The sequence below is a fragment of the Kitasatospora sp. NPDC032757 genome (assembly GCF_055579305.1).
Map to the genome: position 1 here is coordinate 44087 of NZ_JBVINN010000012.1, position 26642 is coordinate 70728.

26 protein-coding genes and 2 tRNA genes are annotated in these 26642 nt (G+C 72.5%); 5 read left to right on the forward strand and 23 right to left on the reverse strand.

The features are described from left to right. Positions 1-9: 9 nt before the first annotated feature. The 7 genes from ACZ5WK_RS16375 to ACZ5WK_RS16405 all read right to left on the reverse strand — a co-directional run bounded on the left by ACZ5WK_RS16375 (position 10) and on the right by ACZ5WK_RS16405 (position 5639). On the reverse strand, positions 10-336 hold the full coding sequence (locus ACZ5WK_RS16375) for a hypothetical protein (RefSeq protein ID WP_465548109.1): 327 nt from the start codon (positions 334-336) through the stop codon (positions 10-12). Positions 337-480: 144 nt separating this feature from the next. Further along, positions 481-1062: an aminoacyl-tRNA hydrolase gene (pth, locus tag ACZ5WK_RS16380; RefSeq protein WP_396325356.1), complete on the reverse strand. Its 582-nt coding sequence runs from the start codon at positions 1060-1062 to the stop codon at positions 481-483. A 108-nt stretch (positions 1063-1170) separates the two neighbouring features. Next, entirely contained in the window at positions 1171-1770 is a 600-nt protein-coding gene (locus tag ACZ5WK_RS16385; RefSeq protein WP_396325357.1) for a 50S ribosomal protein L25/general stress protein Ctc, read from the reverse strand. Positions 1771-2053: 283 nt separating this feature from the next. After that, positions 2054-3031, reverse strand: coding sequence for a ribose-phosphate diphosphokinase (locus ACZ5WK_RS16390; RefSeq protein ID WP_396325358.1), 978 nt, complete (start codon positions 3029-3031; stop codon positions 2054-2056). A gap of 202 nt (positions 3032-3233) precedes the next feature. Next, positions 3234-4691, reverse strand: a complete 1458-nt coding sequence (glmU, locus tag ACZ5WK_RS16395) for a bifunctional UDP-N-acetylglucosamine diphosphorylase/glucosamine-1-phosphate N-acetyltransferase GlmU (protein WP_396325360.1) — start codon at positions 4689-4691, stop codon at positions 3234-3236. A gap of 155 nt (positions 4692-4846) precedes the next feature. Next, positions 4847-4917, reverse strand: a tRNA-Gln gene (locus tag ACZ5WK_RS16400). Between the two features lie 47 nt (positions 4918-4964). Then, positions 4965-5639: a hypothetical protein gene (locus ACZ5WK_RS16405; protein WP_465548110.1), complete on the reverse strand. Its 675-nt coding sequence runs from the start codon at positions 5637-5639 to the stop codon at positions 4965-4967. 174 nt (positions 5640-5813) lie between these two features. On the opposite strand from ACZ5WK_RS16405, the gene ACZ5WK_RS16410 reads away from it, so the two are divergent. Then, positions 5814-6785 (forward strand): acyl-CoA desaturase, encoded by a 972-nt coding sequence (locus ACZ5WK_RS16410; protein ID WP_396325363.1) that lies wholly within the window; start codon positions 5814-5816, stop codon positions 6783-6785. Between the two features lie 26 nt (positions 6786-6811). Beyond that, positions 6812-7561, forward strand: coding sequence for a TetR family transcriptional regulator (locus ACZ5WK_RS16415; protein ID WP_396325364.1), 750 nt, complete (start codon positions 6812-6814; stop codon positions 7559-7561). On the opposite strand, the gene ACZ5WK_RS16420 is transcribed toward ACZ5WK_RS16415, so the two are convergent. Further along, positions 7558-8349: a trans-aconitate 2-methyltransferase gene (locus tag ACZ5WK_RS16420; protein WP_465548111.1), complete on the reverse strand. Its 792-nt coding sequence runs from the start codon at positions 8347-8349 to the stop codon at positions 7558-7560. The two genes, ACZ5WK_RS16415 and ACZ5WK_RS16420, sit on opposite strands and share 4 nt — an antisense overlap. A 111-nt stretch (positions 8350-8460) precedes the next feature. On the opposite strand from ACZ5WK_RS16420, the gene ACZ5WK_RS16425 reads away from it, so the two are divergent. Next, a complete protein-coding gene (locus ACZ5WK_RS16425) occupies positions 8461-8958 on the forward strand; it encodes a MarR family winged helix-turn-helix transcriptional regulator (protein WP_209417545.1) in 498 nt (165 codons plus the stop codon). A gap of 22 nt (positions 8959-8980) precedes the next feature. Here the strand turns inward: ACZ5WK_RS16425 and ACZ5WK_RS16430 are convergent, their stop codons facing one another. The 4 genes from ACZ5WK_RS16430 to ACZ5WK_RS16445 all read right to left on the reverse strand — a co-directional run bounded on the left by ACZ5WK_RS16430 (position 8981) and on the right by ACZ5WK_RS16445 (position 12742). Continuing rightward, positions 8981-10534 carry a polysaccharide biosynthesis protein gene (locus tag ACZ5WK_RS16430; RefSeq protein ID WP_465548112.1) on the reverse strand — a complete coding sequence of 518 codons (1554 nt, stop codon included), beginning with the start codon at positions 10532-10534 and terminating at the stop codon, positions 8981-8983. A 61-nt stretch (positions 10535-10595) separates the two neighbouring features. Continuing rightward, positions 10596-11546, reverse strand: a complete 951-nt coding sequence (locus ACZ5WK_RS16435) for a LuxR C-terminal-related transcriptional regulator (RefSeq protein WP_465548113.1) — start codon at positions 11544-11546, stop codon at positions 10596-10598. Positions 11547-11936: 390 nt separating this feature from the next. Then, positions 11937-12086, reverse strand: a complete 150-nt coding sequence (locus ACZ5WK_RS16440; protein WP_465548114.1) for a hypothetical protein — start codon at positions 12084-12086, stop codon at positions 11937-11939. Positions 12087-12160: 74 nt separating this feature from the next. Next, positions 12161-12742: an NADPH-dependent FMN reductase gene (locus ACZ5WK_RS16445; protein ID WP_465548115.1), complete on the reverse strand. Its 582-nt coding sequence runs from the start codon at positions 12740-12742 to the stop codon at positions 12161-12163. Positions 12743-12876: 134 nt separating this feature from the next. Here ACZ5WK_RS16445 and ACZ5WK_RS16450 point away from each other — a divergent pair, with 134 nt between their 5' ends. Next, positions 12877-13533, forward strand: a complete 657-nt coding sequence (locus ACZ5WK_RS16450) for a TetR/AcrR family transcriptional regulator (RefSeq protein WP_465548116.1) — start codon at positions 12877-12879, stop codon at positions 13531-13533. A 146-nt stretch (positions 13534-13679) separates the two neighbouring features. Here ACZ5WK_RS16450 and galE read toward each other — a convergent pair whose 3' ends face one another. From galE to ACZ5WK_RS16470, 4 genes are all read right to left on the reverse strand, one after another. After that, positions 13680-14642, reverse strand: a complete 963-nt coding sequence (gene galE, locus ACZ5WK_RS16455) for a UDP-glucose 4-epimerase GalE (protein WP_465548117.1) — start codon at positions 14640-14642, stop codon at positions 13680-13682. Positions 14643-14939: 297 nt separating this feature from the next. After that, positions 14940-15608 (reverse strand): response regulator transcription factor, encoded by a 669-nt coding sequence (locus tag ACZ5WK_RS16460; protein WP_465548118.1) that lies wholly within the window; start codon positions 15606-15608, stop codon positions 14940-14942. A gap of 179 nt (positions 15609-15787) precedes the next feature. Then, positions 15788-15860: transfer RNA gene (locus tag ACZ5WK_RS16465), tRNA-Thr, on the reverse strand. Between the two features lie 118 nt (positions 15861-15978). Further along, on the reverse strand, positions 15979-16389 hold the full coding sequence (locus tag ACZ5WK_RS16470; RefSeq protein ID WP_465548119.1) for a winged helix-turn-helix transcriptional regulator: 411 nt from the start codon (positions 16387-16389) through the stop codon (positions 15979-15981). 171 nt (positions 16390-16560) lie between these two features. Between ACZ5WK_RS16470 and ACZ5WK_RS16475 the strand changes: the two genes are divergently transcribed. Further along, the gene (locus ACZ5WK_RS16475) at positions 16561-17157 is read left to right on the forward strand and encodes a flavodoxin family protein (protein WP_465548120.1); all 597 of its coding nucleotides are present in this window, start codon (positions 16561-16563) and stop codon (positions 17155-17157) included. A gap of 21 nt (positions 17158-17178) precedes the next feature. Here the strand turns inward: ACZ5WK_RS16475 and ACZ5WK_RS16480 are convergent, their stop codons facing one another. From ACZ5WK_RS16480 to rsmA, 7 genes are all read right to left on the reverse strand, one after another. Next, positions 17179-18525: an MFS transporter gene (locus tag ACZ5WK_RS16480; RefSeq protein ID WP_465548121.1), complete on the reverse strand. Its 1347-nt coding sequence runs from the start codon at positions 18523-18525 to the stop codon at positions 17179-17181. A gap of 201 nt (positions 18526-18726) precedes the next feature. Then, positions 18727-20133, reverse strand: a complete 1407-nt coding sequence (locus ACZ5WK_RS16485; protein WP_465548122.1) for a S8 family serine peptidase — start codon at positions 20131-20133, stop codon at positions 18727-18729. Positions 20134-20230: 97 nt separating this feature from the next. Further along, complete coding sequence (locus ACZ5WK_RS16490; protein WP_465548123.1) at positions 20231-21820, reverse strand: WXG100 family type VII secretion target; 1590 nt, start codon at positions 21818-21820, stop codon at positions 20231-20233. 73 nt (positions 21821-21893) lie between these two features. Beyond that, positions 21894-22460 (reverse strand): hypothetical protein, encoded by a 567-nt coding sequence (locus ACZ5WK_RS16495; protein ID WP_465548124.1) that lies wholly within the window; start codon positions 22458-22460, stop codon positions 21894-21896. Between the two features lie 331 nt (positions 22461-22791). Continuing rightward, entirely contained in the window at positions 22792-24621 is a 1830-nt protein-coding gene (locus ACZ5WK_RS16500; protein WP_465548125.1) for an ABC-F family ATP-binding cassette domain-containing protein, read from the reverse strand. Between the two features lie 182 nt (positions 24622-24803). Beyond that, complete coding sequence (locus ACZ5WK_RS16505; protein WP_465548126.1) at positions 24804-25733, reverse strand: 4-(cytidine 5'-diphospho)-2-C-methyl-D-erythritol kinase; 930 nt, start codon at positions 25731-25733, stop codon at positions 24804-24806. Continuing rightward, positions 25730-26614, reverse strand: coding sequence for a 16S rRNA (adenine(1518)-N(6)/adenine(1519)-N(6))-dimethyltransferase RsmA (gene rsmA / locus ACZ5WK_RS16510; protein WP_465548127.1), 885 nt, complete (start codon positions 26612-26614; stop codon positions 25730-25732). Before rsmA ends, ACZ5WK_RS16505 begins: the two co-directional genes overlap by 4 nt. Positions 26615-26642: the final 28 nt, after the last annotated feature.

Consider the following 26642-nt stretch of genomic DNA (forward strand, 5'->3'; position numbering starts at 1 on the left):
CCTCTCGCGTCACTCCCCCGGATCGCCCGCGCGCCGGCGCTTCACCCACAGGGCCGCACCGCCCGCCGCCACGACCAGGCCGCCGCCGACGGCCAGCAGGCCCGCGTCACCGCCGACCGAGCCACCCAGCACCGGGCCGAACTGCGCCGCCGCGGGATCCGAGGACACCACACCCGGATCGGGATCCGCCACCGTCTCCGCGTGCGCCACGCCGCCGCCCGAGAGCAGCACCCCGGCCGCTCCCAGCGCACCGGCCGTACCCACTCGCCGTCCGAGCTGCTTCAGCCGCACCACCCGGACCCGACGAAGGCGCCGGACCGGCCGAAAACTCCGCATCGAGAACTCCCCAGGACCCGTTCGCGTACGGGCCCGACGCTATCGGATCTCGCACGTGATTCTCACGCCCGTTCAGGTTTGGAGGGCCAAGCGTTGTACGACTGTTGCGTACCGCCACCGGACTTCTGACGACTGGTCACCGGTTCAGGAGTTGTACGTCCCCTGGGCCCGCTCCAGCCCCTCCGTCAGCAGCGCCTCCACCGCGTCCGCCGACCGGTCCACGAACCAGTCCAGCTCCTTGCGCTCGGCACCGGAGAAGTCCTTCAGGACGAAGTCCGCGACCTCCATCCGGCCCGGCGGGCGGCCGATCCCGCAGCGCACCCGGTGGTAGTCCGGGCCCAGCGACTTGGTGATCGACTTCAGCCCGTTGTGGCCGTTGTCCCCGCCGCCCAGCTTCAGCCGCAGCGTCGCGTAGTCGATGTCCAGCTCGTCGTGGACCGCCACCACGGCCGAAGCCGGCGCCTTGTAGAAGTCCCGCAGCGCCGTCACCGGGCCGCCGGAGAGGTTCATGAACGACATCGGCTTGGCCAGCACCACCCGCCGGCCCGCCAGCCTGCCCTCGGCGACCTGGGCCCGGCTCTTGTGCGCCTTGAACTTCGTGCCCATCCGCTGCGCCAGCAGGTCCACCACCATGAACCCGATGTTGTGCCGGTTGCGGGCGTACTGCTCACCCGGGTTGCCCAGCCCCACCACCAGCCAGGGCCCCTCGTACACGTCGTCGTTCATCCCACCGCTCCTCGTGGTCATGTTCACCGTCATCATCCCGGACATGCCGCTGCCCCGGCCGCTCCAGCACGGGAGCGACCGGGGCAGCGGTCAGGCTGTGCGAGAGGCTCAGGCCTCGGCGCCGGCCTCGGCGGCCTCGGCAGCCTCGGCGTCCGCGTCGGCCTGCGAGGCCTGGGCGCCGATGACCTGCAGCACGACGGTGTCGGCCTCGACGGCCAGCGTGGTGCCCTTGGGGAGCTCGATGTCACCGGCGGTGATCGAGGCACCGGCCTCCAGGCCCTCGACCGAGACGGTCACGGACTCGGGCAGGTGGGTGGCCTCGGCCTCGATCGGCAGGGCGTTGAGCACGTGCTCCAGCAGGTTGCCGCCGGGGGCCAGCTCGCCCTCGGTGTGCACCGGGATCTCGACGGTGACCTTCTCGCCGCGCTTCACGAGCAGCAGGTCGACGTGCTCGATGGTGCGCTTGATGGCCTCACGCTGGACGGCCTTCGGCAGGACGTACTCGTCCTTGCCCTCGATCGGGACGACCAGGAGGGCGTTCGGGGTCTTGAGGGCCATCATCAGGTCGTGGCTCGGCAGGTTCAGGTGAACCGGGGCGTGGCCGTGGCCGTAGACGACACCGGGGACGAAGCCGGCACGGCGGGCGCGACGGGCGGCACCCTTGCCGAACTCGGTACGGGTCTCAGCGGCAAGGCGGATCTCGGACACGACTGCACTCCTCGTGAAAAATGGCGCGGGGGTGCAGGCAACGCGAAAAACCGCCGGGACCACACCCTCAGTACGTTCGGGGGTCACTCGGCGGCCTACGACCTCTGCCGACAGCCGAAAATCCGGCACCGGCAGCGCGTCGATCACGGAGCGGGCACCCGGCAAGCAGGCACACGGCATCCCTCGCCGAGCAGTTTCACGAGTCTAACCGCACCGGTGGCCTCTCGCGAAATCGGCGGCGGCCCCGGCCCTTTCGGGACCGGGGCCGCCTGCGCGGGCTTCGTCAGTGCACGCCCTCGAACAGGCTGGTGACCGAACCGTCCTCGAACACCTCGCGGATCGCGGCCGCGATCGACGGGGCGATCGACAGCGTGGTGATCTTGTCGAGCTGGAGCTCGGCCGGGGTCGGCAGCGTGTTGGTGAACACGAACTCGCTGACCCGGGAGTTCTTCAGGCGGTCCGCCGCCGGACCGGAGAGCACGCCGTGGGTGGCGGCCACGATGACGTCCGCCGCGCCGTTCTCGAACAGCGCGTCGGCCGCGGCGCAGATGGTGCCCGCGGTGTCGATCATGTCGTCGACCAGGACGCAGACCCGGTCCTTGACGTCACCGACCACCTCGGCGGAGAGGATGGTGTTGGCCTGCGTCATGTCGCGGCGCTTGTGGATGATCGCCAGCGGCGCACCCAGGCGGTCCGACCACTGGTCCGCGACCTTCACCCGGCCGGCGTCCGGCGAGACGATGGTCAGCCGGTCGCGGTCGACCTTCTCGCCCAGGTAGTCCGCCAGCAGCGGCAGCGCGAACAGGTGGTCGACCGGGCCGTCGAAGAAGCCCTGGATCTGCGCGGTGTGCAGGTCCACCGCCATCAGGCGGTCGGCGCCCGCCTGCCGCAGCAGGTCCGCGATCAGGCGGGCCGAGATCGGCTCCCGGCCCAGGTGCTTCTTGTCCTGGCGGGCGTAGCCGTAGAACGGCAGGATCGCCGTGATGCTCCGGGCGGAGGCCCGCTTCAGAGCATCGATCATGATCAGCTGCTCCATGATCCACTGATTGATGGGAGCCGTGTGGCTCTGCATCACGAAGCAGTCCGCACCGCGCGCCGAATCCAGGAAGCGGACGTAGATCTCGCCGTTGGCGAAGTCCAGGGCCTTGGTCGGGACCAGCTCGGTCCCCAGCGACGCGGCCACCTCCCTCGCCAGCTCCGGGTGGGCACGGCCGGAGAAGAGCTTGAGTTTCTTCTCACCCGACGTCGTGATCCCGCTCACTGCACCGTCTCCTCGCGTTGCTGACGCTGAACCCGTCCGCACCGCAGGCAGGCGCGAGCCCGCTGGCGATAGGGGTCGGGGGAATGTCGGTACGCCTGGACACGGGCGGTAAGCCCAATGGCGCACGTATGTCCCCAAGGTTACGCGCCCGCGCAGAAACCGTCCGCCCCGGGATCGCCCCTCGGACTCCCGCCCCGCCCCGTCAGGCCTCCGCAGCCTCTTCCGACGCGGCGGCCGCAGCCTGGGCCGACGTGGTCCCGGGGCGCTTGCGCTCCACCCAGCCCGCGATGTTGCGCTGCTGCGCCCGGGCAACGCCCAGTGCGCCGGGCGGCACGTCCGAGGAGATCACCGAGCCGGCCGCGGTGTAGGCGCCGTCGCCGACGGTGACCGGAGCGATGAACATGTTGTCGGATCCGGTACGGCAGTGCGCCCCGATCACCGTGCGGTGCTTGTTCACCCCGTCGTAGTTCACCGTGACGGAGGCCGCACCGACGTTGGTGCCCTCACCGATGGTGGCGTCCCCGATGTAGGAGAGGTGCGGCACCTTGGCGCCCTCGCCCAGCTCCGAGTTCTTCACCTCGACGTAGGTGCCGACCTTCGCCTTGCGGGCCAGCTTCGCCCCCGGCCGCAGGTAGGCGTACGGGCCGGCGGTAGCGAGGTCGCCCACCTCGGCGCCGTCCGCCGTGGTGTTGCTCACACGGGCGCCGGCGCCGATCCGGGTGTCCTTCAGCGTCGAGTTCGGGCCCACCTCGCAGCCCTCGCCCAGGTGGGTGAGGCCCTGCAGCTGGGTGCCCGGCAGCACCACCGCGTCCGGCTCGTACGACACCTGCACGTCGATCCAGGTGGTCGCCGGGTCCACCACGGTGACGCCCGCGCGCATCGCCCGCTCCAGCAGGCGGTCGTTCAGCAGCCGCCGGGCCTGCGCCAGCTGCACCCGGTCGTTGATGCCCAGGATGTCCCGGTAGTCCGCGGCCACCACGGCGCCGACCCGGTGGCCGGCGGTCCGCAGGATCTCCAGGGTGTCGGTGAGGTACTCCTCGCCCTGCACGTTGTCGGTGGTCACCCGGGAGAGCGCCTCGGCCAGCAGCTTGGCGTCGAAGGCGAAGACCCCGGAGTTGATCTCGGCGATCGCCCGCTGGGCGTCCGAGGCGTCCTTCTCCTCGACGATCGCCGCGACCGCGCCGTCCGCCCCGTCCCGCAGGATCCGGCCGTAGCCGAACGGGTCCGGCACCACGGCGGTCAGCACGGTGACGCCGTTGCCCTGCTCGGTGTGGGCACCGGCGAGCGCGGCCAGCGTCGCCCCGGTCAGCAGCGGCGCGTCCCCGGTGGTGACGATCACCGTGCCGTCCAGCTCCACCCCGTCCGCGGCCAGCGCCTCCAGCGCCGTCCGCACGGCGTGCCCGGTGCCCTTCTGCTCCTCCTGCACCACGGCGCGCGCCGCCGGGTGGTGCGCCGCCAGGTGCTCCTGCACCTTCTCGCGCATGTGCCCGACCACCACGACCAACTGCTGCGGAGTCAGCTCCTCTGCCGCCGCCACCGCATGACCCACCAGTGACCGCCCGCACACCTCGTGCAGCACCTTGGGCAGGCTGTTCGACTTCATCCGGGTCCCGCCACCGGCGGCAAGTACGACAACGGCGGCAGGCGAATTGGCACTCACGGGTGGAGGCTCCTCAGTCGGTTCACAGAGAGGGCAGTGCAGCCAGAGAGAGGATCCGCACGTCTACGCCCTGGCGCCTAGAGGATAGTGCGGGCCGCCCGGGCGAAAAGCCGACCCCCGGCCCGTCGCATGCCGGGCCGGGGCCGGTCACAGTGCTCCCGGAGGAGGATTCGAACCCCCATAAGCTGGACCAAAACCAGCTGTCCTGCCCTTAGACGATCCGGGACGGTACTGCTGCGGCCTCGATCGCTGCCAGGGCACGCTCGCCCAAGACTACGGGGTGAAGGGCGCCACATCTACCTCCATTCCCGACCACCATCCTTCGATCCGCCGGTAGAGGTCGGCACTGTCGAGAACGTTGACGGACAAGCACCCGTGGTAGCCGCCTTCCCGGTTCATGCGGGTCGTCTTCGGATTGTGGCGCTTGAGCGTGACCCGCTGGAAGAGGTCCACCGGCACACCCGAAATCTCCGCCCAGTAACGCTCCGCCTCGACCACGTCCGCTGTCTCGTGGATCGCCACCCGAAGCCGCCACCGGTCGGGCAGGACACCGAGAAGCCGCAGCCAGGACAGATACAGCCGGATCACCTGTGGGTCGCTGTTGATGAAACGGACACGCTCGCGACGGGCATACGGCTTGTCCTTCCCGCCTTCGGCCCAGTACAGCGCGATCCCGGCGACGAAGAGGTCCCGCTTGCTCATGGGCCCGATCTCAGCCCTTGCCGCCGCCTTCGTCCGCGCTCGCTCCTCGTCCCGTCTCGCCATGGCCACCGCAAGCCGCTCTTTGCCCCGGTATGCCCTGGTCTGACGTGGAGGCTTGGGCAGGTCCCGCACCCACAGGGATATCGAGCTCTTCGACACCCCCAGCTCGGCCCGGATCTCGTCGTACGTCCGGCCCTCCCGGCGGAGGCGGCGGGCGGCTTCCCGCAGCTCGGTCTTGGGTCGCATGCGGCGATTCTGTGTGCGATACGTCCCATGTGGGGCGAATCAGAGCTTCATCCATCCAGTCGGGTGAATTCACTCAAGTGACCCCAGCGGCGTATTCCCCGGACAACCGGGCACAACCTACGATGCCGTAGGTTACGCCAACGTAGCCTCCGCCCCCTCCCCCAAGGGACGCCCATGACCATCCAGGCCGGCGAGGCGCGCGCCGATACCGCGCACTCCATCGATCCCGCCCCGACGCAGTTGTCCGCCACCCGTGGCGGGGAGAAGCAGGGGCTCGCCGAGCGGGTCGCGCTCGGGCTCTTCATCGCCGTACCCTTCGCCGCCCTGCTGGCCGCCGTGCCGGTGGCCTGGGGGTGGGGGCTGGGGTGGACGGACCTCGCGATCGCCACCGCCATGTACTTCCTCACCTGCCACGGCATCACGGTCGGCTACCACCGCTACTTCACCCACGGCGCCTTCAAGGCCAACCGGGCCCTGCGGGTCGCCCTCGCCATCGCCGGGTCGCTGGCGATCGAGGGGCCGCTGGTGCGCTGGGTGGCCGACCACCGCAAGCACCACCGGTACAGCGACAAGGACGGCGACCCGCACTCGCCCTGGCGCTACGGCGAGACCGTCCCGGCCCTGCTCAAGGGCCTCTGGTGGGCGCACATGGGCTGGCTCTTCGACGAGGAGCAGACCCCGCAGCTGAAGTACGCGCCCGACCTGGTGCGCGACCCGGCCATAAGAGTGGTCTCCCGGCTGTTCTGGCTCTGGACGACGCTCTCGATGCTGCTTCCGCCGCTGGTCGGCGGGCTGGTCACGCTCTCCTGGCAGGGCGCGCTCTCCGCGTTCTTCTGGGGCTCGCTGGTCCGGGTTGCACTGCTGCACCACGTCACCTGGTCGATCAACTCGATCTGCCACGCGGTGGGCGCACACCCGTTCCGCTCCCGCGACCGCTCCGGCAACGTCTGGTGGCTGGCCGTGCTCTCCTGCGGCGAGTCCTGGCACAACCTGCACCACGCGGACCCGACCTCGGCCCGCCACGGTGTGCTGCGGGGGCAGGTCGACTCCTCGGCCCGGCTGATCCGCTGGTTCGAGCTGGCCGGCTGGGCCCGGGACGTCCGTTGGCCGGACGCACAGCGGATCGCCGCCCGCCGCGCCGCATGAGGGCGCGCCTGCAGCATGATGTAGGGGTGAACGGGAGCAGCGCAGACAGCACAGGCGGCCACGAGAGCACGCGGACGGAGGCCGCGCCCGATGCGGCGCAGGCCCGTCCGCGTGCGGCCGCCCCGGCGGGTGCGGCTGCGCCGGCGGGCCGCCGCCGGGCCGGCCGGGTGCGGATGACCGGGAAGCAACGGCGGGAGCAGCTGCTGGAGATCGGCCGGTCGGTGTTCGCCGAGCGCGGCTACGACGGCACGTCGGTGGAGGAGATCGCCGAACGGGCCGGGGTCTCCAAGCCGGTGGTGTACGAGCACTTCGGGGGCAAGGAGGGGCTGTACGCGGTGGTGGTGGACCGCGAGATGCAGCTGCTGCTGGACATGGTGACGGGGGCGCTGACCGGCGGGCACTCGCGGGAGCTGCTGGAGCAGGCGGCGTTCGCGCTGATGGACTACATCGACACGTCGACGGACGGTTTCAAGATCCTCGTCCGGGACTCCCCGGTGGCCCAGTCGACCGGCACCTTCGCCTCGCTGATCAGCGACATCGCGACGCAGGTGGAGGACATCCTGGGCCTGGAGTTCAAGGCGCGGGGCTTCGACGCGCGCCTCGCCCCGATGTACTCGCAGATGCTGGTGGGGATGGTCGCGCTGACGGGCCAGTGGTGGCTGGAGGTACGCAAGCCGCAGAAGGCCGAGGTGGCCGCCCACCTGGTCAACCTGGCCTGGCACGGCCTGGAGGGGATGGAGCGGCACCCGAAGCTGGTCGGCGAGCGGAAGGCCTAACGCCTGGTCCCGACGGCGAAGATCCGCCGGAACGGGAAGACGGTGCCCTGCAGTCCGGCCGGGTAGGCCTCTCGGAGCAGGGCGCCGTACTCGGCGAGGAAGGCCTCGCGGGCGGCGGGGTCGGTGAGCCGGCTGAGGACGGGCCGCAGCGCGGTGCCCTTGACCCACTCCAGTACCGGGTCGGGGCCGGTGAGCAGGGTGCTGTAGGTGGTCTCCCACACGTCGGGGGTGCAGCCGGCGTCGGCGAGGGCCCGGAGGTAGTCGCCCGGCCGGTGGACGCCGGCCCGGGTGGCGTCCTCGCCCAGGGCCTCGCGCCAGCGGGGGCTGCGGCGCAGCTCGGCGAGCACGGTGTGGCTGGGCGAGTCGAAGTTGCCGGGCACCTGGAAGGCGATCACCCCGCCCGGCGCGAGCGCCGCGGCCCAGCGCGGCAGCAGTCCGAGGTGACCCGGGAGCCACTGCAGGGTCGCGTTCGAGACGATCAGGTCCGGCGCCGCCCCCGTCGGGTCGTAGGTGGCCGCGTCGGCGAGCAGGTAGTCGGCAGTGGGCTCGCCGGTGGTGCGGGCGGTGGCGAGCATCTCGGCGGAGTTGTCGATGCCGGTGATCCGGGCCTCGGGCCAGCGCTCGCGCAGGACGGCGGTGGAGTTGCCGGGGCCGCAGCCGATGTCGAGGACGGTGGCGGCGGGCTGGTGCGGGACTTCGGGCACGCGGGCGAGCAGGTCGCGCAGCGGGCGGGTCCGTTCGTCGGCGAAACGCAGGTACTGCTCAGGGTCCCAGACGGGGGTGGTCATGACGGGCCTCACAAGTATCTCGACGTCAAGATATCCAGTGGCAGCTTCCACATTACATTTCTCGACGTCAAGAGACTTCACATCGACACATCCCCCGATACACTGATCGTCATGGAGGACGAGGTCGACCGCCTGGTCGCAGCATGGCGCCGAGAGCGCCCCGACCTCGACGTGGAACCACTTGAGGTGCTCAGCCGGGTCAGCCGTCTCGCCCGGCACCTCGACCGCGCCCGCCGGACGGCCTTCGCCGAGCACGGCCTGGAGCCCTGGGAGTTCGACGTCCTGACCGCGCTTCGGCGGGCGGGCTCCCCGTACCAGCTCTCCCCCGGGCAGTTGCTCACCCAGACCCTCGTCACCTCCGGCACGATGACCAACCGGATCGACCGGCTCACCGGCAAGGGCCTGGTCAAGCGCCTGCCCGACCCGGACGACCGGCGCGGCGTACTGGTCCGGCTCACCGAGGACGGCCGCGACCGCGCCGACCAGGCGCTCGCCGGGCTGCTCGCGCACGAGCGCGAGCTGCTCGCCCAGCTCACCGGCGCCCAGCAGGGCGAGCTCGCCGGGCTGCTGCGGCAGCTCGTCGCCCCGTTCGACAACATCCCGGGCTGAGCCGCAGCGCCCCACGGCACCGCTAGAAGCCGTCCGGGTAGGGGGCGCTGAGCGCGGGCACCGGCGCCGGCTCCGCCTCCGCCGTCCGGTAGCCCGGCAGCAGCTCCGCCAGGCGGCGCCGCACCTCCTCGTCGCTGTTGCCCACCGCGGCCTCGTACAGGCCGGTCAGCCCGCCCGCGAGGTCCTCCGGGCCCGCGGCGGACTCGGCCACCGTGGCGTAGATCCGGGAGTGCGCGGTGGGCAGCCGTTCCTCGCCCTCCGAGAAGAGCGCCTCGTTCAGCTTCTCCCCGGCCCGCAGGCCGGTGTAGCGGATCTCCACCTCGTCCCGGCCGAGCTGCACCTGCTCGGCGAAGTTGTGCACCAGGTCGACGATCCGCACCGGCTCGCCCATGTCCAGCACGAACACCTCGCCGCCGTGGGCCATCCGGCCGGCTTCCAGCACCAGGCCGACGGCCTCCTCGATGGTCATGAAGAACCGCGTCACGTCCGGGTGGGTGATGGTCACCGGGCCGCCGCTGCGCAGCTGCTCGGCCAGCACCGAGAGCAGCGAGCCGCGCGAGCCCAGCACGTTGCCGAAGCGGACCGCCGAGAACACCCCGGTGCCGAGGTTGCGCGCGTCCCGGGCGTTGGCCTGCACGATCAGCTCGGCCAGCCGCTTGCTGGCGCCGAGCACGGACGTCGGGTCGGCCGCCTTGTCGGTGGAGATCAGGACGAACCGCTCGACACCGGTGGCCAGCGCGGCCTCCACCAGGTGGTCGGTGCCCAGCACGTTGGACTTGACCGCCTCGCTGGGGTGACGCTCCAGCAGCGGCAGGTGCTTGTGGGCGGCGGCGTGGAAGACCACCTCGGGCTCGAGGTCGCGGAAGATCTGCTGGATCCGCGGGCGGTCCCGGATGTCGGCGATCACCAGCGAGTCGTCGGTGAGCAGCGCCTCGCCCCAGATCTCCAGCTGGAGCCGGTGCAGGTTGGACTCGTCGTGGTCCAGCATGTAGAGCGCGCTCGGTTTGAACGCGTTGACCTGGCGGCAGAGTTCACTGCCGATCGAGCCGCCGGCGCCGGTCACCAGCACCCGCCGGCCCTCGATCACGTCCCGGACGTCGGCGGAGACCACGTGCACCTCGTGCCGGCCGATCAGCCGGTTGACGTCGAGGCTGCGCATGTCCGAGCCGACCACCTCGCGGCGCAGTGCGGCCAGGAAGGACGGCAGGTAGCGGACGGCTGCACCGGCCGCGGCGGCGGCGGTGGCCAGGGCGCGGACGCGCTGCGGGGCGAGGCCGGGGATGGCCAGCGCGACCACCTGGGCGTGGTGCCGGACGGCGAGTCCGGTGAGCTCCGCGAGGGTGCCGAGGACGGGGACGCCGTCGACGGCCCGGCCGGCCTTGGCCGGGTCGTCGTCGAGCAGGCCGATCGGGGCGAGGCCGAAGTCGGGTGTCCGGCCGAGGTCGCGGACGAGGGCGGTGCCGGCCGCACCGGCGCCGACCACCAGGGTGCGCAGGCCCGTCGGCGGTGCGCTCCGACCCGCTCCCGGGCCGTCCTGGGCTGTGTGCGGGCGTGCGGAAGTGCTGTGCGACGACATCTGTCCTCCGGATTTCCCTGACCTGACGGAACTGAGCCGGTACCTGGGTGTTACGGGCGGATCAGCCGGCGCCGGGAGCTGTGGTCGTGGCGACGGACGGCGTGGCTGCGGGCGCGGCCGGTTCGGACGGGCTGATGCCCGCCCGGCGCGCGACCGCGACGGCGGCCAGGGTGGAGTGCACCCCGAGCTTGCCGAGGACGTTCTGCATGTGGGTCCGCACGGTGTGCGGGGAGAGGTAGAGGCGCTCGGCGACGGCCTGCCGGCCGAGCCCGGCGACCATGCAGCGCAGGATCTGCTTCTCGCGCGGGGTGAGCGTCTCGACCAGGCGTTCGCTCTCGGTGCGGTCCCGCCGGGCGGTGGTGAGCTCCCGGATCACGCCGGTGAGCAGCGCGGGCGGCAGGTGTGTCTCGTCGCGCAGGACGCCGCGGACCACGGCCAGCAGGCGGGCCAGTGAACTCTCCTTGGCCACCCAGCCGGTGGCGCCGGCGTGCAGCGCGCGGGCGGCGCGGTGGGCGTCGTCGGCGGTGGCCAGGACGACGGCCCGCAGCGTGGGGTGATTGCGGCGGACCCGGGCGAGCAGGGTGATGCCGTCCGGCGCCGGCGCGGCGCCGTACTGCGGCCCGGCCGGGTGCACGGACGCCGCGGCCGCCGGGTACGAAGGCGCTGCGGGCGGGGCCTGCTGAGGGACGGCGCCCTGGCCGGGAGCCGCGGCCGGGCGTCGGGGTGCGGGCACGACGGCCGACGGGCGGCGGCGGGCGGCGTCCAGCGGGTCGGCGGACGGCCGGACAGGCCTGCGGGCCCCCGCGGCAACGGAGTCGGCGCCGAGGTCGGCGTCGATCAGGATCACGTCGAAGGCGCGGCCCTCGACGCCGGCGCGTTCCAGCGCTCGCTCGGCGGCGGCCGCGCTGCCGGCCGCGCCGACCTCCACATCGGGCTCGGCGGCGAGCGCCGCGGCCAGGGCCTCGGCGAAGATCCGGTGGTCGTCGACCACCAGGACGCGGATCCGCCCCATCGTCACTCCCCCCTGCTCAGGCCGGGCCGGGCCCGGGGCGACAGCCCGGTTCCACCGCCTTGACCTGGGCACTCGTCCGCCGCCCACCCCCCGGTTGCCGGGAGGGCCTGAGGCGCCGACCCCCACCGGTACCGAAATCAGCGTACGGGGTGGGGGACGGCTCGGTGGGGGTTTGGTGAAGTTTCGTCAGGAGGTGCGCACTTGGCGCGACTTGGCGCTCCGGGCGCCGCCGCCCGGGGCCCGGCGGGAGAGCAGCAGCGCGGGCAGCAGGCGAGTGCGAGCAGGGCGACGGCCCAGCCGCAAGTGTCCCGGAAGGCGTCCGCGAGGCCGGGGGCGGGCGCGCCGATCGGCAGGTCGACCAGGCGGTGACCGGTGCGGCGGTGGCGAGCGTCAGGAGCCGGTGGCGACCCACTGGGTGGTGGCCGGCGGGGCGTGGAAGTCCACCGAGAGGCGGTTGAGGGCGACGTTGACGATCGTGGTGTCGAGGGCGGTCATCAGCGAGTCGAGGGCCACCACGGCGGCGACGGCCGCGGTGCGCACGCCGGGTACGGCGGCTGCCGGCGCGGCGGCCGCCGCGGTGGTGGTGCTCGCCGTCGTTCCCCCCGGGTGGCGGTTCAGGCGCCGTAGGGGCGGGCGGTGCGGGCGTCCCGGAGCGCGTGCGCCCACCAGGTGAGCTGGTCGAGCATGCCCTTGGTGGCACCGTTCGGGATGGTCGGGTCGACCGGGTCGCCGTCCTCGCCGAAGAGGCCCCAGACGTTGTGGAAGCTGACGCTGTCCCGGACGCTCACGGCGTGCAGTTCGGCGAAGACCAGCCGGAGCTGCTCGACCGCGCGCAGCCCGCCGCCCAGGCCGCCGTAGGAGACGAAGCCGACCGGCTTGGCCCGCCATTCGGCGCCGTGCAGGTCGATCGCGTTCTTGAGGGCGGCCGGGAAGCTGTGGTTGTACTCCGGGGTGATCACCACGAAGGCGTCGGCGGCGGCCAGCCGGGGCGAGAGCGCGGCGTGCCGCTCGGCCTGCTCGGCGGTCGGCTCCTCACCCACGTGGGCCAGCGGGTGCTCGGCCAGGTCTATGACGTCGAGCTCGAGGTCGGCGCGCTGCCCGGCGGTGCGGACGAACCAGTCGGCGACGGTGGGCGCGAAGCGCCCCTGGCGGGTGCTGGCGATGATGACGGCGAGGCGGAACGAGGTCTCGGACATGGCTGTCTCCAGGGATGCGTGCTGTGTCGGCCACCGCCCGTTCGGACGGCCCGTCAGGTAAAGTACAACGTGTATGGCAACGAGTACAATGGTCATTGCACTGTCCCGAAGGACCCTCCATGAAGGAGCCCCCAGTGACCAGCCGGCAGGAAACGCCGGACCGGCCCCGCCGGGGGCTGGCCGAGAAGCGCCAGGCCATCACCCGGGCCGCCCGCACGGTCTTCGGCCGGGACGGCTACACCCGCGCCAGCATCGACGCCATCGCGACGGAGGCCGGGGTGTCCACCCGCACCATCTACAACCACTTCGCCGGCAAGGAAGTGCTCTTCCAGACCGTCGTCCAGGAGAGCTCGGCACAGGTCGGCGACGTCCAGCTGGACATCATCGAGCGCCGGCTCGGAAAGGTCACCGACCTGGAGGCGGACCTGGTCGCGTTCGCGCTGGCCTGGATGACCCCGCTGACCGAGTTCGCGGACCACTTCGGACTGGTCCGCCAGATCAACGCCGAGGCCCGGCACCTGCCGAAGGCCTCCCTCGACGCCTGGCAGGAGACCGGACCGCGCCGGGTGCTCGCCGCGCTCGGGCGCCGGTTCGCCGAGCTGGCCGAGGAAGGATGGCTGGAGGCGCCCGACCCGGGGCGGGCCGCCTCGCACTTCGTGCTGCTGACCGCGACGGAGGTCACCCAGCGTTCGTACTGGGGCGCGTACCCGCTCGCCCGGCCGGAGACCGAGGAGATCGTCGTCGCCGGCGTCCGGGCCTTTCTGCGCGCCTACGCGGCGCCCCGCCGATGAGGTCGCGCCACTGAGCGCGTCGGGGCGCTGCGGGACCGGGCACTGCGGGACCGGCCCCCTGGCCGGGCACCCCAGGACCGGGCGCCGCACAGCTGAGGCGCCGGCCCCGGACCGGCCGGGGGCGGCGCCTCACGAGGTCGTCCGGCCTACAGGCCGTTCTTCTCCAGGGTGAACTTCCAGGCGTCGGCCACGATGTCGTCCAGCTTCGGACGGCGCGGCGTCCAGCCGAGCGTCCGGTGGGCGCGCTCGGCGGAGGCCACCAGCACGGCCGGGTCGCCCGCACGGCGCCCGACGGTCCGCACCGGGATCTCCCGGCCGGTGACCCGCTTGACCGACTCGATCACCTCGCGCACCGAGAAGCCGCTGCCGTTGCCCAGGTTGCAGATCAGGTGCTCGCCCGGCTTGGCCGCGTCCAGCGCCAGCAGGTGCGCGTCGGCCAGGTCCGCCACGTGGATGTAGTCACGGATGCAGGTGCCGTCCGGGGTCGGGTAGTCGTCGCCGTACACCGCGATGTGCTCGCGCTGCCCCAGAGCGGCCTGGAAGACCAGCGGGATCAGGTGCGACTCGGGGTCGTGCCGCTCGCCGTAGACACCGTACGCACCCGCCACGTTGAAGTAGCGCAGCGAGACGGCGGCCAGCCCGTGGGCGACGGCCTCGCTGGTGATCAGGTGGTCGACGGCGAGCTTGGTGGCGCCGTACGTGTTGGTCGGCGCGGTACGGGCGGTCTCGGCGATCGGCACGACCTCCGGCTCGCCGTAGGTGGCGGCGGTGGAGGAGAAGACCAGCTTGCGCACGCCCGCCGCGCGCATCGCGCTCACCAGCTCCAGCGAGCCGGCCACGTTGTTGCGCCAGTACTTCTCCGGGTCCACCACGGACTCGCCGACCTGCGAGGACGCGGCGAAGTGCAGGACCCCGTCGAAGGAGCCGTCCAGCACCGTGCCCGCGTCCTGGATCCGGCCCTGCACGAACTCCGCACCCGCCGGCACACCCTCGCGGAAGCCCGTCGACAGGTCGTCCAGGACGGTCACCCGGTGCCCCGCCTCCAGCAGGTGGGCGGCAACCACGCTGCCGACATATCCGGCACCACCCGTGACCAGGTACTTACTCATGATGCGACCTCCAGCGGGCGATGGTCCGCGGCCTCGGCGGGCCATCGGTGACGTACGTACGACTGGGGCCATTCTCCCTGGCCACCGGGAGTGCTCCGGACCGCGTCCGTCCGGCCCGGACCACCGTTCACCGGCTGTTCCCGTCGTCGCCGCCCCGCCCCGGGGCGCCGTTCCCTCGTCCCGGGCGCCGTTCCCTCGTCCCGGCGAGCAGGCCCTCGCTCCGGAGGCCGTTCCCCGGCCCAGAGAGCAAGCCCTCGCCCCGGAGGCCGTTCCCCCATTCCGGGGGGGCGAGCCCGCTCAGTCGCGCGCCACCCGTTCGAGCAACCCGGTCCGGGCCGCGACCGCCGCCGCCTCCAGCCGGGTCCGCGCGCCGAGCTTCATCAGCACCCGCTGGACGTGCGTCCGGGCCGTGCTGGAGGCGATCCGCATCCCGGCCGCGATCGCCGCGGTGTCCTCGCCGTCCGCGATCCGGGTCAGCACCTGGACCTCACGGCGGGTCAGCAACCGCAGCAGCCGGACCGCCTCGTCGTCCGACTCGGCCGCCGGGCACAGCAGTTGGTCGAAGGCGCCGCGCAGGACGTCCACCGCGACCGCCGCCTCCCCCGCCCGGGCGCGCGCGATGGCCCGCTCGACCACCTCGATCCGCTCGTCGCTGGGCACATACCCGGCCGCGCCCGCAGCGAACGCGGCTGCCACGCCCCGCAGTTCACCGACCGGTCCGAGCACGATGACGGCCACCTCGGGCCGCTCGCGGCGGATCCGGCGCAGCCCGTCGAAGGCCCCCGGCTCGCCCGGCCCGGCCACCCCCAGCAGGCAGATCTCCGGCCGGCGGCCGGCCACCAGGCCGGCGGCGGAGCCGGCCGGCGAGCCGACGGCGAGCACCCGGTGGCCGCGCAGCTGGAGCGCGGTGGCCAGCGCCTCGGCCAGCAGCCGGTGGTCGTCGACCACCACGAGTCGAACGCCCATGACGCCCTCCCGGTCGGGGTCCGGCCCGCGCCCGCACCCGGTGGGGCGGGCGGCCGATGACGCACCATCACAGCGCATTCGGGCCCGGGCCGCCAGGCCGCCTCGGCGCCGGGGCCGGCCGGGCGCACGAACCCGGACACGAAAAAGACCCTCGCCGTTGGGCGAGGGTCTTTCACTTGAGCCCCCATGCGGAATCGAACCGCAGACCTTCTCCTTACCATGGAGACGCTCTACCGACTGAGCTATAGGGGCCTGAACCTTGTGTTCTCGCTTGCTCGCTTGCTCGCTCGAACAAGGAAGAGATTACACGGCCGACGGCCCGGAAGGGAAATCGGCCCCGGCCCCGGAACCCGGAGCCGGCCTCCGCCCCTCAACCCTCGGTGTGCGCCCGGTCGAACCCCTCCCGCGCGGCCATCATCAGGGGGGTGCGCGCCTCCGTCCAGCGACCGACGGGCGCCACCAGTTCGGCGAGCTCCCGGCCGAGCGGCAGCAGGTCGTAGACCACCCGCGGCGGCGTCTCCGGGTGAACGGTGCGCCGCACCAGCCCGTTCCGCTCCAGCGAGCGCAACGACTGGGTGAGCATCTTCCGGCTGACCCCGCCCACCGCGCGCTGCAGCTCGGAGAACCGCTGCGGACCGCACTGGTCGAGGCCCATGAGGATCAGCAGCGACCACTTGTCCGCCAGCTCGGCGAACACGTCCCTGCTCGGACAGAGCCGGGCGAAGACATCCCGGCTCTGGGCCTGGTCGGGCCCGGCCGGGGCCTCTTCCTTCGTCGTCATACCTCCAGGGTAGCGGTCGGTCTCCAATCCGCCCTTGGTAACCAATGGAGACCTGGTCTATATTGGAGACCAGGGCGGCCGCAAGGCCTCCCGGTTCTGTCTGCCCCTTGGTCCCGCCGTTCACCCCGCCCCCTGGGCCCTTCCTTCCACCTTCCGCGAGGAGCACCCGCCATGACCGCAATCCGCCCGACCGTCGCCATCGCCTACCACTCCGGCTACGGCCACACCGCCGTGATAGCCGAGGCCGTCGCCCGCGGAGCCGCCGCCACCGGAGCCGAGGTCGTCTCCGTCGCCGTCGACACCATCACCGACGAGCAGTGGGCCCGGCTCGACGCCGCGGACGCGATCATCTTCGGCTCGCCCACCTACATGGGCACCGCCTCCGGCGCCTTCCACACCTTCGCCGAGGCCAGCAGCAAGCGCTGGTTCGGCGACGCCTGGCTGGACAAGGTCGCCGCCGGCTTCACCAACTCCGCCTCCAAGAGCGGCGACAAGGCCGGCACCCTCGGCTTCTTCCAGACCCTGGCCGCCCAGCACGGCATGAACTGGGTCAACCTGGGTCTCAAGCCCGGCTGGAACTCCACCACCGCCACCGAGAACGACCTCAACCGCCTCGGCTTCTTCTCCGGCGCCGCCGCCTCCACCCCCTCCGACGGCGGCCCCGACACCGTGCACAAGGCCGACATCGCCACCGCCGAGCACCTCGGCGGGCGGGTCGCCAAGCACACCGCGACCCTGCTGGCCGGCCGCGCCGCCGAGGCCGTCTGACCCGGACCCGCTCCCCGCGGGCTACGCCGCCGGATCCGCCCCCAACACGGGCGCCCGGCGGCGTCCGCCGTCCGCCCCGGCCACCGCCAGATCCGTACCGCTGGTCTCCGGCAGCAACCGCAGGCAACCCAGCGCCACCAGCCCCAGCACCGCCAGGTACCAGCCGACCGGCTCCGCCGTGCCGTACACGTCGGTCAGCCTGGTCGCGATCAGCGGCGTGGTCGCCCCGCCCACCACCCCACCCAGGTTGTACGTCAGCGCGGCCCCCGTGTACCGCACCCGGGTCGGGAAGAGCTCCGGCAGATACGCCGCCACCGGCCCGAGCAGACACCCCAGCACCACCATCGCCCCCGCCAGGACCAGGAACATCAGCGGCCGGCGCACCGTCTCCAACAGCGGGAACAACAACGGCGACCAGAGCAACGCCAGCACCGTCGCCCCCTGCAACGTCCGCCGCCGCCCCCACCCGTCACTGCGCCGGGCACTCACCCAGACCGTTCCGCCCATCGCCACCCCGCCCGCCAGCAGCATCGACAGCACCAGCGTGCTCGACACCCCCAGCCCGGTCGTCGCGTACGCCAGCGCGTACGTGGTGGTCAGGTAGAACATCGCGTACCCCACGGTGATCACGCCACAGCCGACCAGCACCGTCCGCCAATGCCCGCGCAGTACCTCCACGACCGGCGGCCGCTCCCGCACCCGCCCGGCCTCCGCCGCGAACAGCGGCGTCTCCTCGATCCGCAGCCGCACGAACAGCCCCACCGCCACCATCGCCAGCGACGCCAGGAACGGCACCCGCCAGCCCCACCCGTGGAACGCCCGCTCGTCCAGGGCCAGTTGCAGCACCAGGAACACCCCGTTCGCCAGCACGAACCCGATCGTCGGGCCGAGCTGCAGAAACGCCCCGTACCGACCGCGCCGCCCGGCCGGCGCGTTCTCCGCGATCAGCAGCGCCGCCCCGCCCCACTCCCCGCCCAGCCCGAGCCCCTGGCACACCCGCAGCACCACCAGCGCCACCGGCGACCACCACCCCCACACCCCGTACCCCGGCAGCGCCCCCACCGCCGCCGTCGACAACCCCATCAGCAGCAGCGACACCACCAGCGTCGCCTTCCGGCCCAACCGGTCCCCGAAGTGACCGAACACCACCGCCCCCAGCGGCCGCGCCAGAAACGCCACCGCGTACACCGAGAACGACGCCAACAGCGCCCCCACGGTGCCCAGTCCGGGAAAGAACACCGGCCCGAAGACCAGCGCGGCCGCCGTCCCGTAGATGAAGAAGTCGTAGAACTCGATCGCCGTGCCGATCAGCGCCGCCGCTGCGGCCCTCCGCAACTGCGCCGCCCGCCGGGCGTCCTGCGTATCCATACCGCCACCCTGGCGACCCGCTCACCCCCGCGACAGCACCCACCCGGGTGACACCCGCGCACACCCCGCCCCCGCGCCACCCCCCTCCACGCCCCCGTTCCACGCCCCACCCCGCGGCGCTCCCCACGGCACTCCCCCGAAACGGCAACCGCCCGGCCACCGGGGTGAACCCGGCGACCGGGCGGTTGCCCGGGTCCTCGACTACCGCGCGTACGGGTTGTCCCCCGACGGAGCCGGCGGCTCGTACGACGGCGGCGCGGGCGGCACCCCGGGCCCGCTCTGCAGCGGCATCTGCGGCACGACCGCACCCTCCCGGGAGGCCGCCGACCGCCTCCGCAGCACGAAGAACACCACACCCGCCACCAGCACCAACCCACCGACCACCGCCGCCACGACAGGCAGGGAACTGCCGGAATCCTTCGCAGCCACAGGCTGCGCGACCGGCGACGCCGCCGGCGTCGTGCCCCCACCCGAGGACGGACTCGCCACGGCCGACGCCGACGAGGACGCCGGGGAGGACGGCGACGTGGAAGGCGTTGCGGAAGACGACGCGGCAGGGGCCTCGGCCGGCTTTTCCGGGATCGGGTTCACATTCGCCGGGCCGGGGTCGCCGGGAGCGGTCAGCGCGATCCGCGGCCGAACAGCCCCGAAACCGACATTGTCGGCTCGGACTGACCCATCGCTCGGCTTTCCGGCCGAGCTGATAAGCACACGCAGAACCTGATTGGCGGTCCAGTCCGGGTGGACGGACCACACCAACGCCGCCGAGGCGGAGACCAGCGCGGTCGCGTCCGACGTGCCATGACTGTCGCAGTAGCCGGTCTGCCCCGTGCAGGCCTCGACCATCTCCGCACCGGGCGCAACAAGATCAACCTGCGGCCCCCGCTCGGACTCCGAGGTCACTTCCCCGTTGCGGTCGACCGCCCCGACCCCGACGACATTGGGCAGGCCGCCGGGGTACTCGACCGGATTGCCCTGTTGGGCCGAGTTTCCGACGCTGGAGACCACCAACGAACCCTTTGCGGTTGCGCTCGCGATGACGCGGTTCAGTTTGGCCACATCGTCAGGAGAGGTTTTGATGGCCTCAATGCCCTGCGAGATGTTGATGACCTTCGCCCCCTGGTCCGCCGCGTAGCTGACGGCCTGGCCGATTTGGTCGAGGAAGTCGGCCGAGGACAAACCGCTGCCATCGGACCCGTTCTGAATCTTCAGCGGCAGAATCTTGGCGCCGGGGGCCAGGCCATAGGCACCGTTGCCCCCCATTCCCTTGCCGGACCCCGCGATGAGGCTGGCCATCTGCGTTCCGTGGCCGTTGCTGTAGGACCCCACTCCACCGGGAAGCCCGCTGAAGTCCTTGCCCGGCAGCAACTGTCCCACGAGATCCGGGTGATCCAGCTTGAACCCGCCCTCAATCACCGCGACCGTGATCCCCTGGCCCTTCGAGATCTGCCACATCTCCGGGGCATGCATGGCATCCAGGTGCCACTGGTCCTTACGGATGGAGCCGTCCGCAGCCGCCGGAACCGCTGCGGGGCCCACAGCCACACCTGCCGCCAGGAGCGCCGCAGCGAACATCCGCCCACGCACTCGCACGTTCGTCCGCGCCATCACAACTCCTTGTTGTCTCCCGTCGGCCGAGGACTGCGCCCCGGACAGGTCTGCCCGGCCACTGGTTGGGCCCAGTGGCCGGGCAGCTACTGCAGTCCTACTCAATCACGCCCGGATTGCTCTGCGGCGTACCGCTGGTCCAGGTCTCCTCGTCCTCGTGCAGGTAGTCGGCCCGCTGACGACGCTCGCGCTCGCTCTTGCCCGCGCCGCCGCCCGTCATGCCGGGACCGCCCGCCATGCCGTTCTGGCCCGAACGCGACCCGCCCTCGGGCCCGACCGCGCCGGCCCGGTTGCGCAGACCCGTGCCGCCCGGGGTGAACTCGCCACCCGCGGTCGGCCCCTTGCGGCCGCCGACCGTACCGCCGCCGGTCGAGGTCAGCCCGCGGCCGCGCACGCTGCCGCCCGAGGCGCCGCCACCGTGGCCGCCGCCAGCCCCGGGGTGCATGCCGCCACCACCAGGGCCGCCCGGGCCGCCACCGGACCGGCCCGCCTGGCCGTCGCGGCCGAAGACCGTTCCACCGCCCGGGGCACCCGGGTTGCCGTTCTTCGCCGGCAGGTTGCCACCGCCGAAGGTGCTCGTCCGGCTCGGGCTCGGGCCGGTGACCTTGGGCGGGATGGTGCCGCCACCGCCGAACGGGACGGGACCGGGGCCCGGGAAGTTGTTGTTGCCTCCGGGACCGTTGGGGTAAGCCGGTCCGCCGCCCGGACCGTTCGGGGGCAGCTGGCCGGGGCCGCCCGGTGTGAACGGACCGGTCTGGTCGGGCCGGGTCGGAGCGGGCGGCAGGCTGTTGAGGTCGGTCCCGGGACGGTCCGGCGGGTACGACGGTGCCGGGGTGGGAACGGGCACGCCCGGGTCCGGCGGCAACGGCACCGGACCGTTGCGCGGAGGAATCGGGTCGACGTGTCCCGGTCCGCTCGGCCCCTGTGGGCCCGGCACGGGCGGACGCGGCGTCACCGAACCGCCGCCACCACCGCCACCGGGCGGGCTGTAGCTGCCGCCACCACCGCCACCGACTCCGCTGTGCGGGTTTCGGCCGGTGCCACCGGAGCCGGTGCCGCCGCCACCACCAATCGAGTGGTCCGACGAGGAGTCTCGATCGCCACCCTCACCCGGCGGCTTCAGCTCCTCCGGGGTCTCGAGCGAGTTCAGCTTGGTGGTCACGGCCTCGTAGGCCTGCGCCAGCTTCACCATCTGGTTGACGGCTTCCTGGTGCTCCTGCTTGACCTTCTTCTCCGCCTCGGCCGCCTCGGCCCCGGTCACCCAGTTCGGGTTGGCCTGCTTCATGACGGAGTCCACGGTGGAGCCGACGCCGTACCGGGCCTCGAAGTCGGAGGGGAGGTACGGGATGTTCTGGTTCTTGTGCTTGGCGACCTTGTCGATCTCGGCCTGCGGCAGCTTCGGCATCGCGACCTTGGCCGTGCTGAGCGCCTCGCCCGCCTGGTGCATGGCATCGCCGACGCCCGTGGAGTAGTCGGCGAGCTTCGCCGCCGACTTGTGGAAGTTGCTGGCCCACGCCTTGAAGCCCTCGCCGGCCGGGCCCTCCCAGGCGATCTGGTCGATGTGCGACTTGAGCGCCCCGCTGAGGTCCTTGAGAACACGGCCGGCAGCCTGCAGCTGACTTCCCCGGCCCAGGACCTTCGACGGGTCGCTGCTGTCGACCATGACCTTGAGCTCTTCGTGCTTCATGGGCTCGAAGTTCGTTCCGCCTGCCATCACTCACTCCCCGTCATACCGAGCGTCCTGCCCCCTGGACCAAACATCAGAAGCCCACCTTCGGGCCGGGCCCGTTCGGCCCGGCTGCCGGCGTCGCGACGCCCGCGTTCTTCGCCACGGCCTGCTGGGCGGCGGCCGTGTTCTCCTCGTTGCCCGCGTAGTTGGCCGCCGCCTTCGTGACGGACTTCTGCATTTCCTCGATCTGCTTCACGAAGACCTTGTGCATGTTCACGAGCTCGTTGTGAGCCCGCTGGTAGGCCGACGTCAGATCGGTGGACTGCGAGAAGTTCTTGCCGAAGTTGTCCGCCTGGAGCCGCTGCTCCTGGAGGTTGTACGGCGCTGCCGCCGAACCCTCCATCGCCTGGAGCAGTGCCTCGATCTTCTTCGTGAACGCCGTCAGGGTGTCCAACTCGACCTGGACGTTCTTGCTGCCGAACGCGGAGACCAGCTCCGAGGCGCTGGCGTTCGTCTGGACGGCGCGCACAACGGTGTCGGCGGCGCCGAACACGGCGCCGAAGCCGAACAAGCTGTTGCTGTGGCCCGTACCGAGCGAGAACGGCGTCTCGTCGGGCTTGGCCGTCCCCGTACCGTCGCCTGCAGGCGCGTCTGCCACCGTAATCCACCTCTCCCCCGTGTGCGGGGCGGCCCCGAGGCCGCCGCACCGCAACACACCGTCAACTTCTCGGTCATACAGTCTTACTCATGCACCCGTCGGTCCGCACGGAGGGACAGCGGTTGCCTCGGCCATCGTAGCCACCACCGCCGTCGCCCCGGCAGGGCCCATGGCACGACTGAGCGCGATCGGTACGAACTTGACACGCACAGGGCCCTGCCGTGCCATCCCCACCCCACCGCCCCGGGCCCGCTCCGGGCCCGCTCCGGGCCCGCTCCGGGCCCGCCGCCGAACCGGCGGGCCCGGGTGGCCCGGCCACCGAAGGCCGGGCTCAGACCTGCTCGGCCAGCTCCAGCCAGCTCATCTCCAGCTCCTCCTTCTCCTCCCGGACGGCGCGCAGCTGCGTGTCCAGCTCCGCGACCTTGGAGAAGTCGGCGGCGTGCTCGGCGAGTTGGGTGTGCAGCTTGGACTCCTTCTGGTCCAGCTTGGCGATCTGCCGCTCCAGCTTCTGCATCTCCTTCTTCGCCGCCCGCGCGTCCCCGGCCGACAGCCCGGGGGCCGCGGACTCGGCCGCCGAGGCGCCCGCGGCGGCGGTGGCGGCAGCGGCGGCAGCGGCAGCCGCTGCCGCCATGCGGGCACGCCGCTCCAGGTACTCGTCGACGCCGTTGGGCAGCATCCGCAGCTTCTTGTCGCCGAGCAGCGCGTGCACCACGTCGGTGGTCCGCTCGATGAAGAAGCGGTCGTGGCTGATGACGACCATCGAGCCGGGCCAGCCGTCGAGGAGGTCCTCCAGCTGGTTGAGCGTCTCGATGTCGAGGTCGTTGGTCGGCTCGTCGAGGAAGAGGACGTTCGGCTCGTCCATCAGCAGCCGGAGCAGCTGGAGCCGGCGCCGCTCACCGCCGGAGAGGTCGCCGACCGGGGTCCACTGCTTGTCCTTGCCGAAGCCGAACTGCTCGCAGAGCTGACCGGCGCTCATCTCCCGGCCCTTGCCGAGGTCGACCCGGGAGCGCACCTGCTCGACGGCCTGGAGCACCCGGGTCTCCGGCTCCAGTTCGGCGACCTCCTGGGAGAGGTAGGCGAGGCGGACGGTCTTGCCGACCTTGATCACGCCGGACGCGGGCTGCACGTCGCCCTCCGAGGCGTACGCGTCGCGCATGGCGCGCAGCAGCGAGGTCTTGCCGGCGCCGTTGACGCCGAGCAGGCCGATCCGGTCACCGGGGCCGAGCTGCCAGGTGAGGTTCTCCAGCAGCAGCTTGGGGCCGGCGGTGACGGTGACGTTCTCCAGCTCGAAGACCGTCCGGCCGAGCCGGGCGTTGGCGAACTTCATCAGCTCGCTCTTGTCCCGCACCTCCGGCACGTCGGCGATCAGGGCGTTGGCGGCCTCGATGCGGTAGCGCGGCTTCGAGGTACGGGCCGGGGCGCCGCGGCGCAGCCAGGCGAGCTCCTTGCGGGCCAGGTTCTGGCGCTTCTGCTCCTCGGTGGCCTCGATCCGGGTGCGCTCGGCGCGGGCGAAGACGTAGTCGGAGTAGCCGCCCTCGTACTCGTGCACGGCGCCGTGCTGGACGTCCCACATCCGGGTGCAGACCTGGTCGAGGAACCAGCGGTCGTGGGTGACGCAGACGAGGGCGGAGCGGCGGTTCTGGAGGTGCTTGGCGAGCCAGGCGATGCCCTCGACGTCGAGGTGGTTGGTGGGCTCGTCCAGGACGATCAGGTCGGGCGAGCCGAGCAGCAGCTTGGCGAGGGCGATCCGGCGGCGCTCGCCGCCGGAGAGCGGGCCGATGACGGTGTCCAGGCCGTCGGCGAAGCCGGGCAGGTCGAGGCCGCCGAAGAGGCCTTCGATGATGTCGCGGATGCGCGCGTCGCCGAGCCACTCGTGGTCGGCGCGGTCGGCGATCACCTCGTGCCGGATGGTGGCTTCGGGGTCGAGCGAGTCGTGCTGGGTGAGCACGGCCAGCTGCAGTCCGCCGGAGTGGGTGATCCGGCCGCCGTCCGGCTCCTCCAGCTTGGCGAGCATCCGGATCAGGGTGGTCTTGCCGTCGCCGTTGCGTCCGACGACGCCGATCCGGTCCCCCTCACTGACGCCGAGGCTGACCCCGTCCAGAAGGGCCCGGGTGCCGTAGACCTTCGTGACGGACTCGATGGTGGCGAGGTTGACGGCCACGTGTGCTGCGCTCCTGGGTTCGGCGGTCTCGGGGGCCGCCCCGGTCTCGCGGCGCACACCCCTTCGGGGAAGGCCCCGATCTCCCCAGCCTAGTCGGCCGTTCCCGGGCGCCTCACCCGCGAGCACCACCGCCCCGGGGCACCTCCACCCCAGGCACTCCCCGGTGCCTCACCCGCGGCGCCTCAGCCGCCGAGCACCGCCGCCCCGGGCACCGGCCCGTACGTCGCGTGCGCGGTGCGGCAGGTGCCGGACGCCCGCAGCGCCTCGGCGACGGCGGCCGCCGCGTCGGCGTCCTTGGCGAGGAAGGCGCAGGTCGGGCCGGAGCCGGAGACCAGGGCGCCGATCGCGCCGGCCTCGGTGCCCGCGCGCAGGGTGGCGGCGAGCGCGGGGCGCAGCGAGAGGGCGGCCGGCTGGAGGTCGTTGGCGAGCGCGCCGGCCAGGGCGACGGCGTCGCCGTCGGCGAGGGCGGCGAGCAGGGCCGGGTCGGCGTCGGGGGTGGGCACGTCGGTGTCGCTGGAGCCGGTGCCGGCCTCCTCGCGGAGGCGGTCGCACTCGTGGAAGACGGCCGGGGTGGAGAGGCCGCCGTCGGCGACGGCGAACACCCAGTGGAAGATCCCGGCGACGGACAGCGGGTCGAGGATCTCGCCGCGGCCGCGGCCCAGGGCGACGCCGCCGACCAGGGCGAACGGGACGTCGGAGCCGAGCTCGGCGGCCAGTTCCAGCAGGGTGTCGGCCGGCGTGTCGAGGCCCCAGAGCGCGTCGCAGGCGACCAGCGCCGCCGCACCGTCCGCGCTGCCTCCGGCCATGCCGCCGGCCACCGGAATGGCCTTGGCGATGTGCAGGTGGACGGCGGGGTCGGCGAGGCCGTGGTGGGCGGCGAGCAGCCGGGCGGCGCGGGCGGCCAGGTTGCTGTCGTCGAGCGGGACGACGGCGGCGTCCGGCCCGGAGCAGCTGAGGGTGACGCCCTCGCCGGGTGAGCCGGCCGTTGCCGTCACCTCGTCGCCGAGGGCGACGGCGAAGAACACGTTGGCCAGGTCGTGGAAGCCGTCGGCGCGCAGGCCGCCGACCCCCAGCTGGACGTTGACCTTGGCGGGGACCCGTACCGTGATCACTCGGACTCCGACTTCGCGGGCTTGTGCTCGGCGATCGCGGCGAACTGCTCGACCGTCAGCATCTCGCCGCGCAGCTTGTGGTCGATCCCGGCGGCGGCGAGCGCCTGCTCGGCCCCGGCCGGTGAGCCGGCCCAGCCGGCCAGAGCTGCGCGCAGGGTCTTGCGGCGCTGGGCGAACGCGGCGTCGACGACCGCGAACACCTCCCCGCGGGTGGCGGTGGTCTGCGGCGGCTCGCGGCGGATCAGCGAGACCAGGCCGGAGTCGACGTTCGGCGCGGGCCAGAACACGTTGCGCCCGATGGCGCCGGCCCGCTTGACGTCCGCGTACCAGTTGGCCTTGACCGACGGGACGCCGTACACCTTGTTGCCGGGCTTGGCGGCGAGCCGGTCGGCGACCTCGCTCTGGACCATCACCAGGGTGCGCTCGATGCTGGGGAACGTCGCCAGCATGTGCAGCAGCACGGGCACGGCCACGTTGTAGGGGAGGTTGGCGACCAGCGCGGTGGGCGGCGGGCCGGGGAGCTCGGTGACCTCCATGGCGTCGCTGAGCACCAGGTCGAAGTCCTCGGCGCGGGCGGGCAGCCGGGAGGCGACGGTGGTGGGCAGGTGCTGGGCGAGCAGCGGGTCGATCTCGACGGCGGTGACGTGCGCGGCGACGTCGAGCAGCGCCAGGGTGAGCGAGCCGAGCCCGGGGCCGACCTCGACCACCGCATCCTCGCTCGTCACCTCGGCGGCCCGGACGATGCGGCGCACGGTGTTGCCGTCGATGACGAAGTTCTGCCCGCGCTGCTTGGTCGGCTTCACCCCGAGGGTGGCCGCCAGCTCCCTGATGTCGGAGGCGCCGAGCAGGTGCGTGTCGGAGGTGGGGTCGGTGGTGCTCACCCCGCAAGGATACGGGCGGGGCGGGTGC

Excerpts from the sequence above, each read along its gene's own strand:
- ACZ5WK_RS16485 (WP_465548122.1), bottom strand. The coding sequence starts at position 20,133 with ATGGCGCGGACGAACGTGCGAGTGCGTGGGCGGATGTTCGCTGCGGCG.
- ACZ5WK_RS16410 (WP_396325363.1), top strand. The coding sequence starts at position 5,814 with ATGACCATCCAGGCCGGCGAGGCGCGCGCCGATACCGCGCACTCCATC.
- ACZ5WK_RS16445 (WP_465548115.1), bottom strand. The coding sequence starts at position 12,742 with ATGTCCGAGACCTCGTTCCGCCTCGCCGTCATCATCGCCAGCACCCGC.
- ACZ5WK_RS16470 (WP_465548119.1), bottom strand. The coding sequence starts at position 16,389 with ATGACGACGAAGGAAGAGGCCCCGGCCGGGCCCGACCAGGCCCAGAGC.
- ACZ5WK_RS16430 (WP_465548112.1), bottom strand. The coding sequence starts at position 10,534 with ATGTCGTCGCACAGCACTTCCGCACGCCCGCACACAGCCCAGGACGGC.
- pth (WP_396325356.1), bottom strand. The coding sequence starts at position 1,062 with ATGAACGACGACGTGTACGAGGGGCCCTGGCTGGTGGTGGGGCTGGGC.
- ACZ5WK_RS16475 (WP_465548120.1), top strand. The coding sequence starts at position 16,561 with ATGACCGCAATCCGCCCGACCGTCGCCATCGCCTACCACTCCGGCTAC.
- ACZ5WK_RS16375 (WP_465548109.1), bottom strand. The coding sequence starts at position 336 with ATGCGGAGTTTTCGGCCGGTCCGGCGCCTTCGTCGGGTCCGGGTGGTG.
- ACZ5WK_RS16405 (WP_465548110.1), bottom strand. The coding sequence starts at position 5,639 with ATGCGACCCAAGACCGAGCTGCGGGAAGCCGCCCGCCGCCTCCGCCGG.
- ACZ5WK_RS16480 (WP_465548121.1), bottom strand. The coding sequence starts at position 18,525 with ATGGATACGCAGGACGCCCGGCGGGCGGCGCAGTTGCGGAGGGCCGCA.
- ACZ5WK_RS16435 (WP_465548113.1), bottom strand. The coding sequence starts at position 11,546 with ATGGGGCGGATCCGCGTCCTGGTGGTCGACGACCACCGGATCTTCGCC.
- ACZ5WK_RS16490 (WP_465548123.1), bottom strand. The coding sequence starts at position 21,820 with ATGAAGCACGAAGAGCTCAAGGTCATGGTCGACAGCAGCGACCCGTCG.
- ACZ5WK_RS16420 (WP_465548111.1), bottom strand. The coding sequence starts at position 8,349 with ATGACCACCCCCGTCTGGGACCCTGAGCAGTACCTGCGTTTCGCCGAC.
- ACZ5WK_RS16425 (WP_209417545.1), top strand. The coding sequence starts at position 8,461 with ATGGAGGACGAGGTCGACCGCCTGGTCGCAGCATGGCGCCGAGAGCGC.
- galE (WP_465548117.1), bottom strand. The coding sequence starts at position 14,642 with ATGAGTAAGTACCTGGTCACGGGTGGTGCCGGATATGTCGGCAGCGTG.
- ACZ5WK_RS16460 (WP_465548118.1), bottom strand. The coding sequence starts at position 15,608 with ATGGGCGTTCGACTCGTGGTGGTCGACGACCACCGGCTGCTGGCCGAG.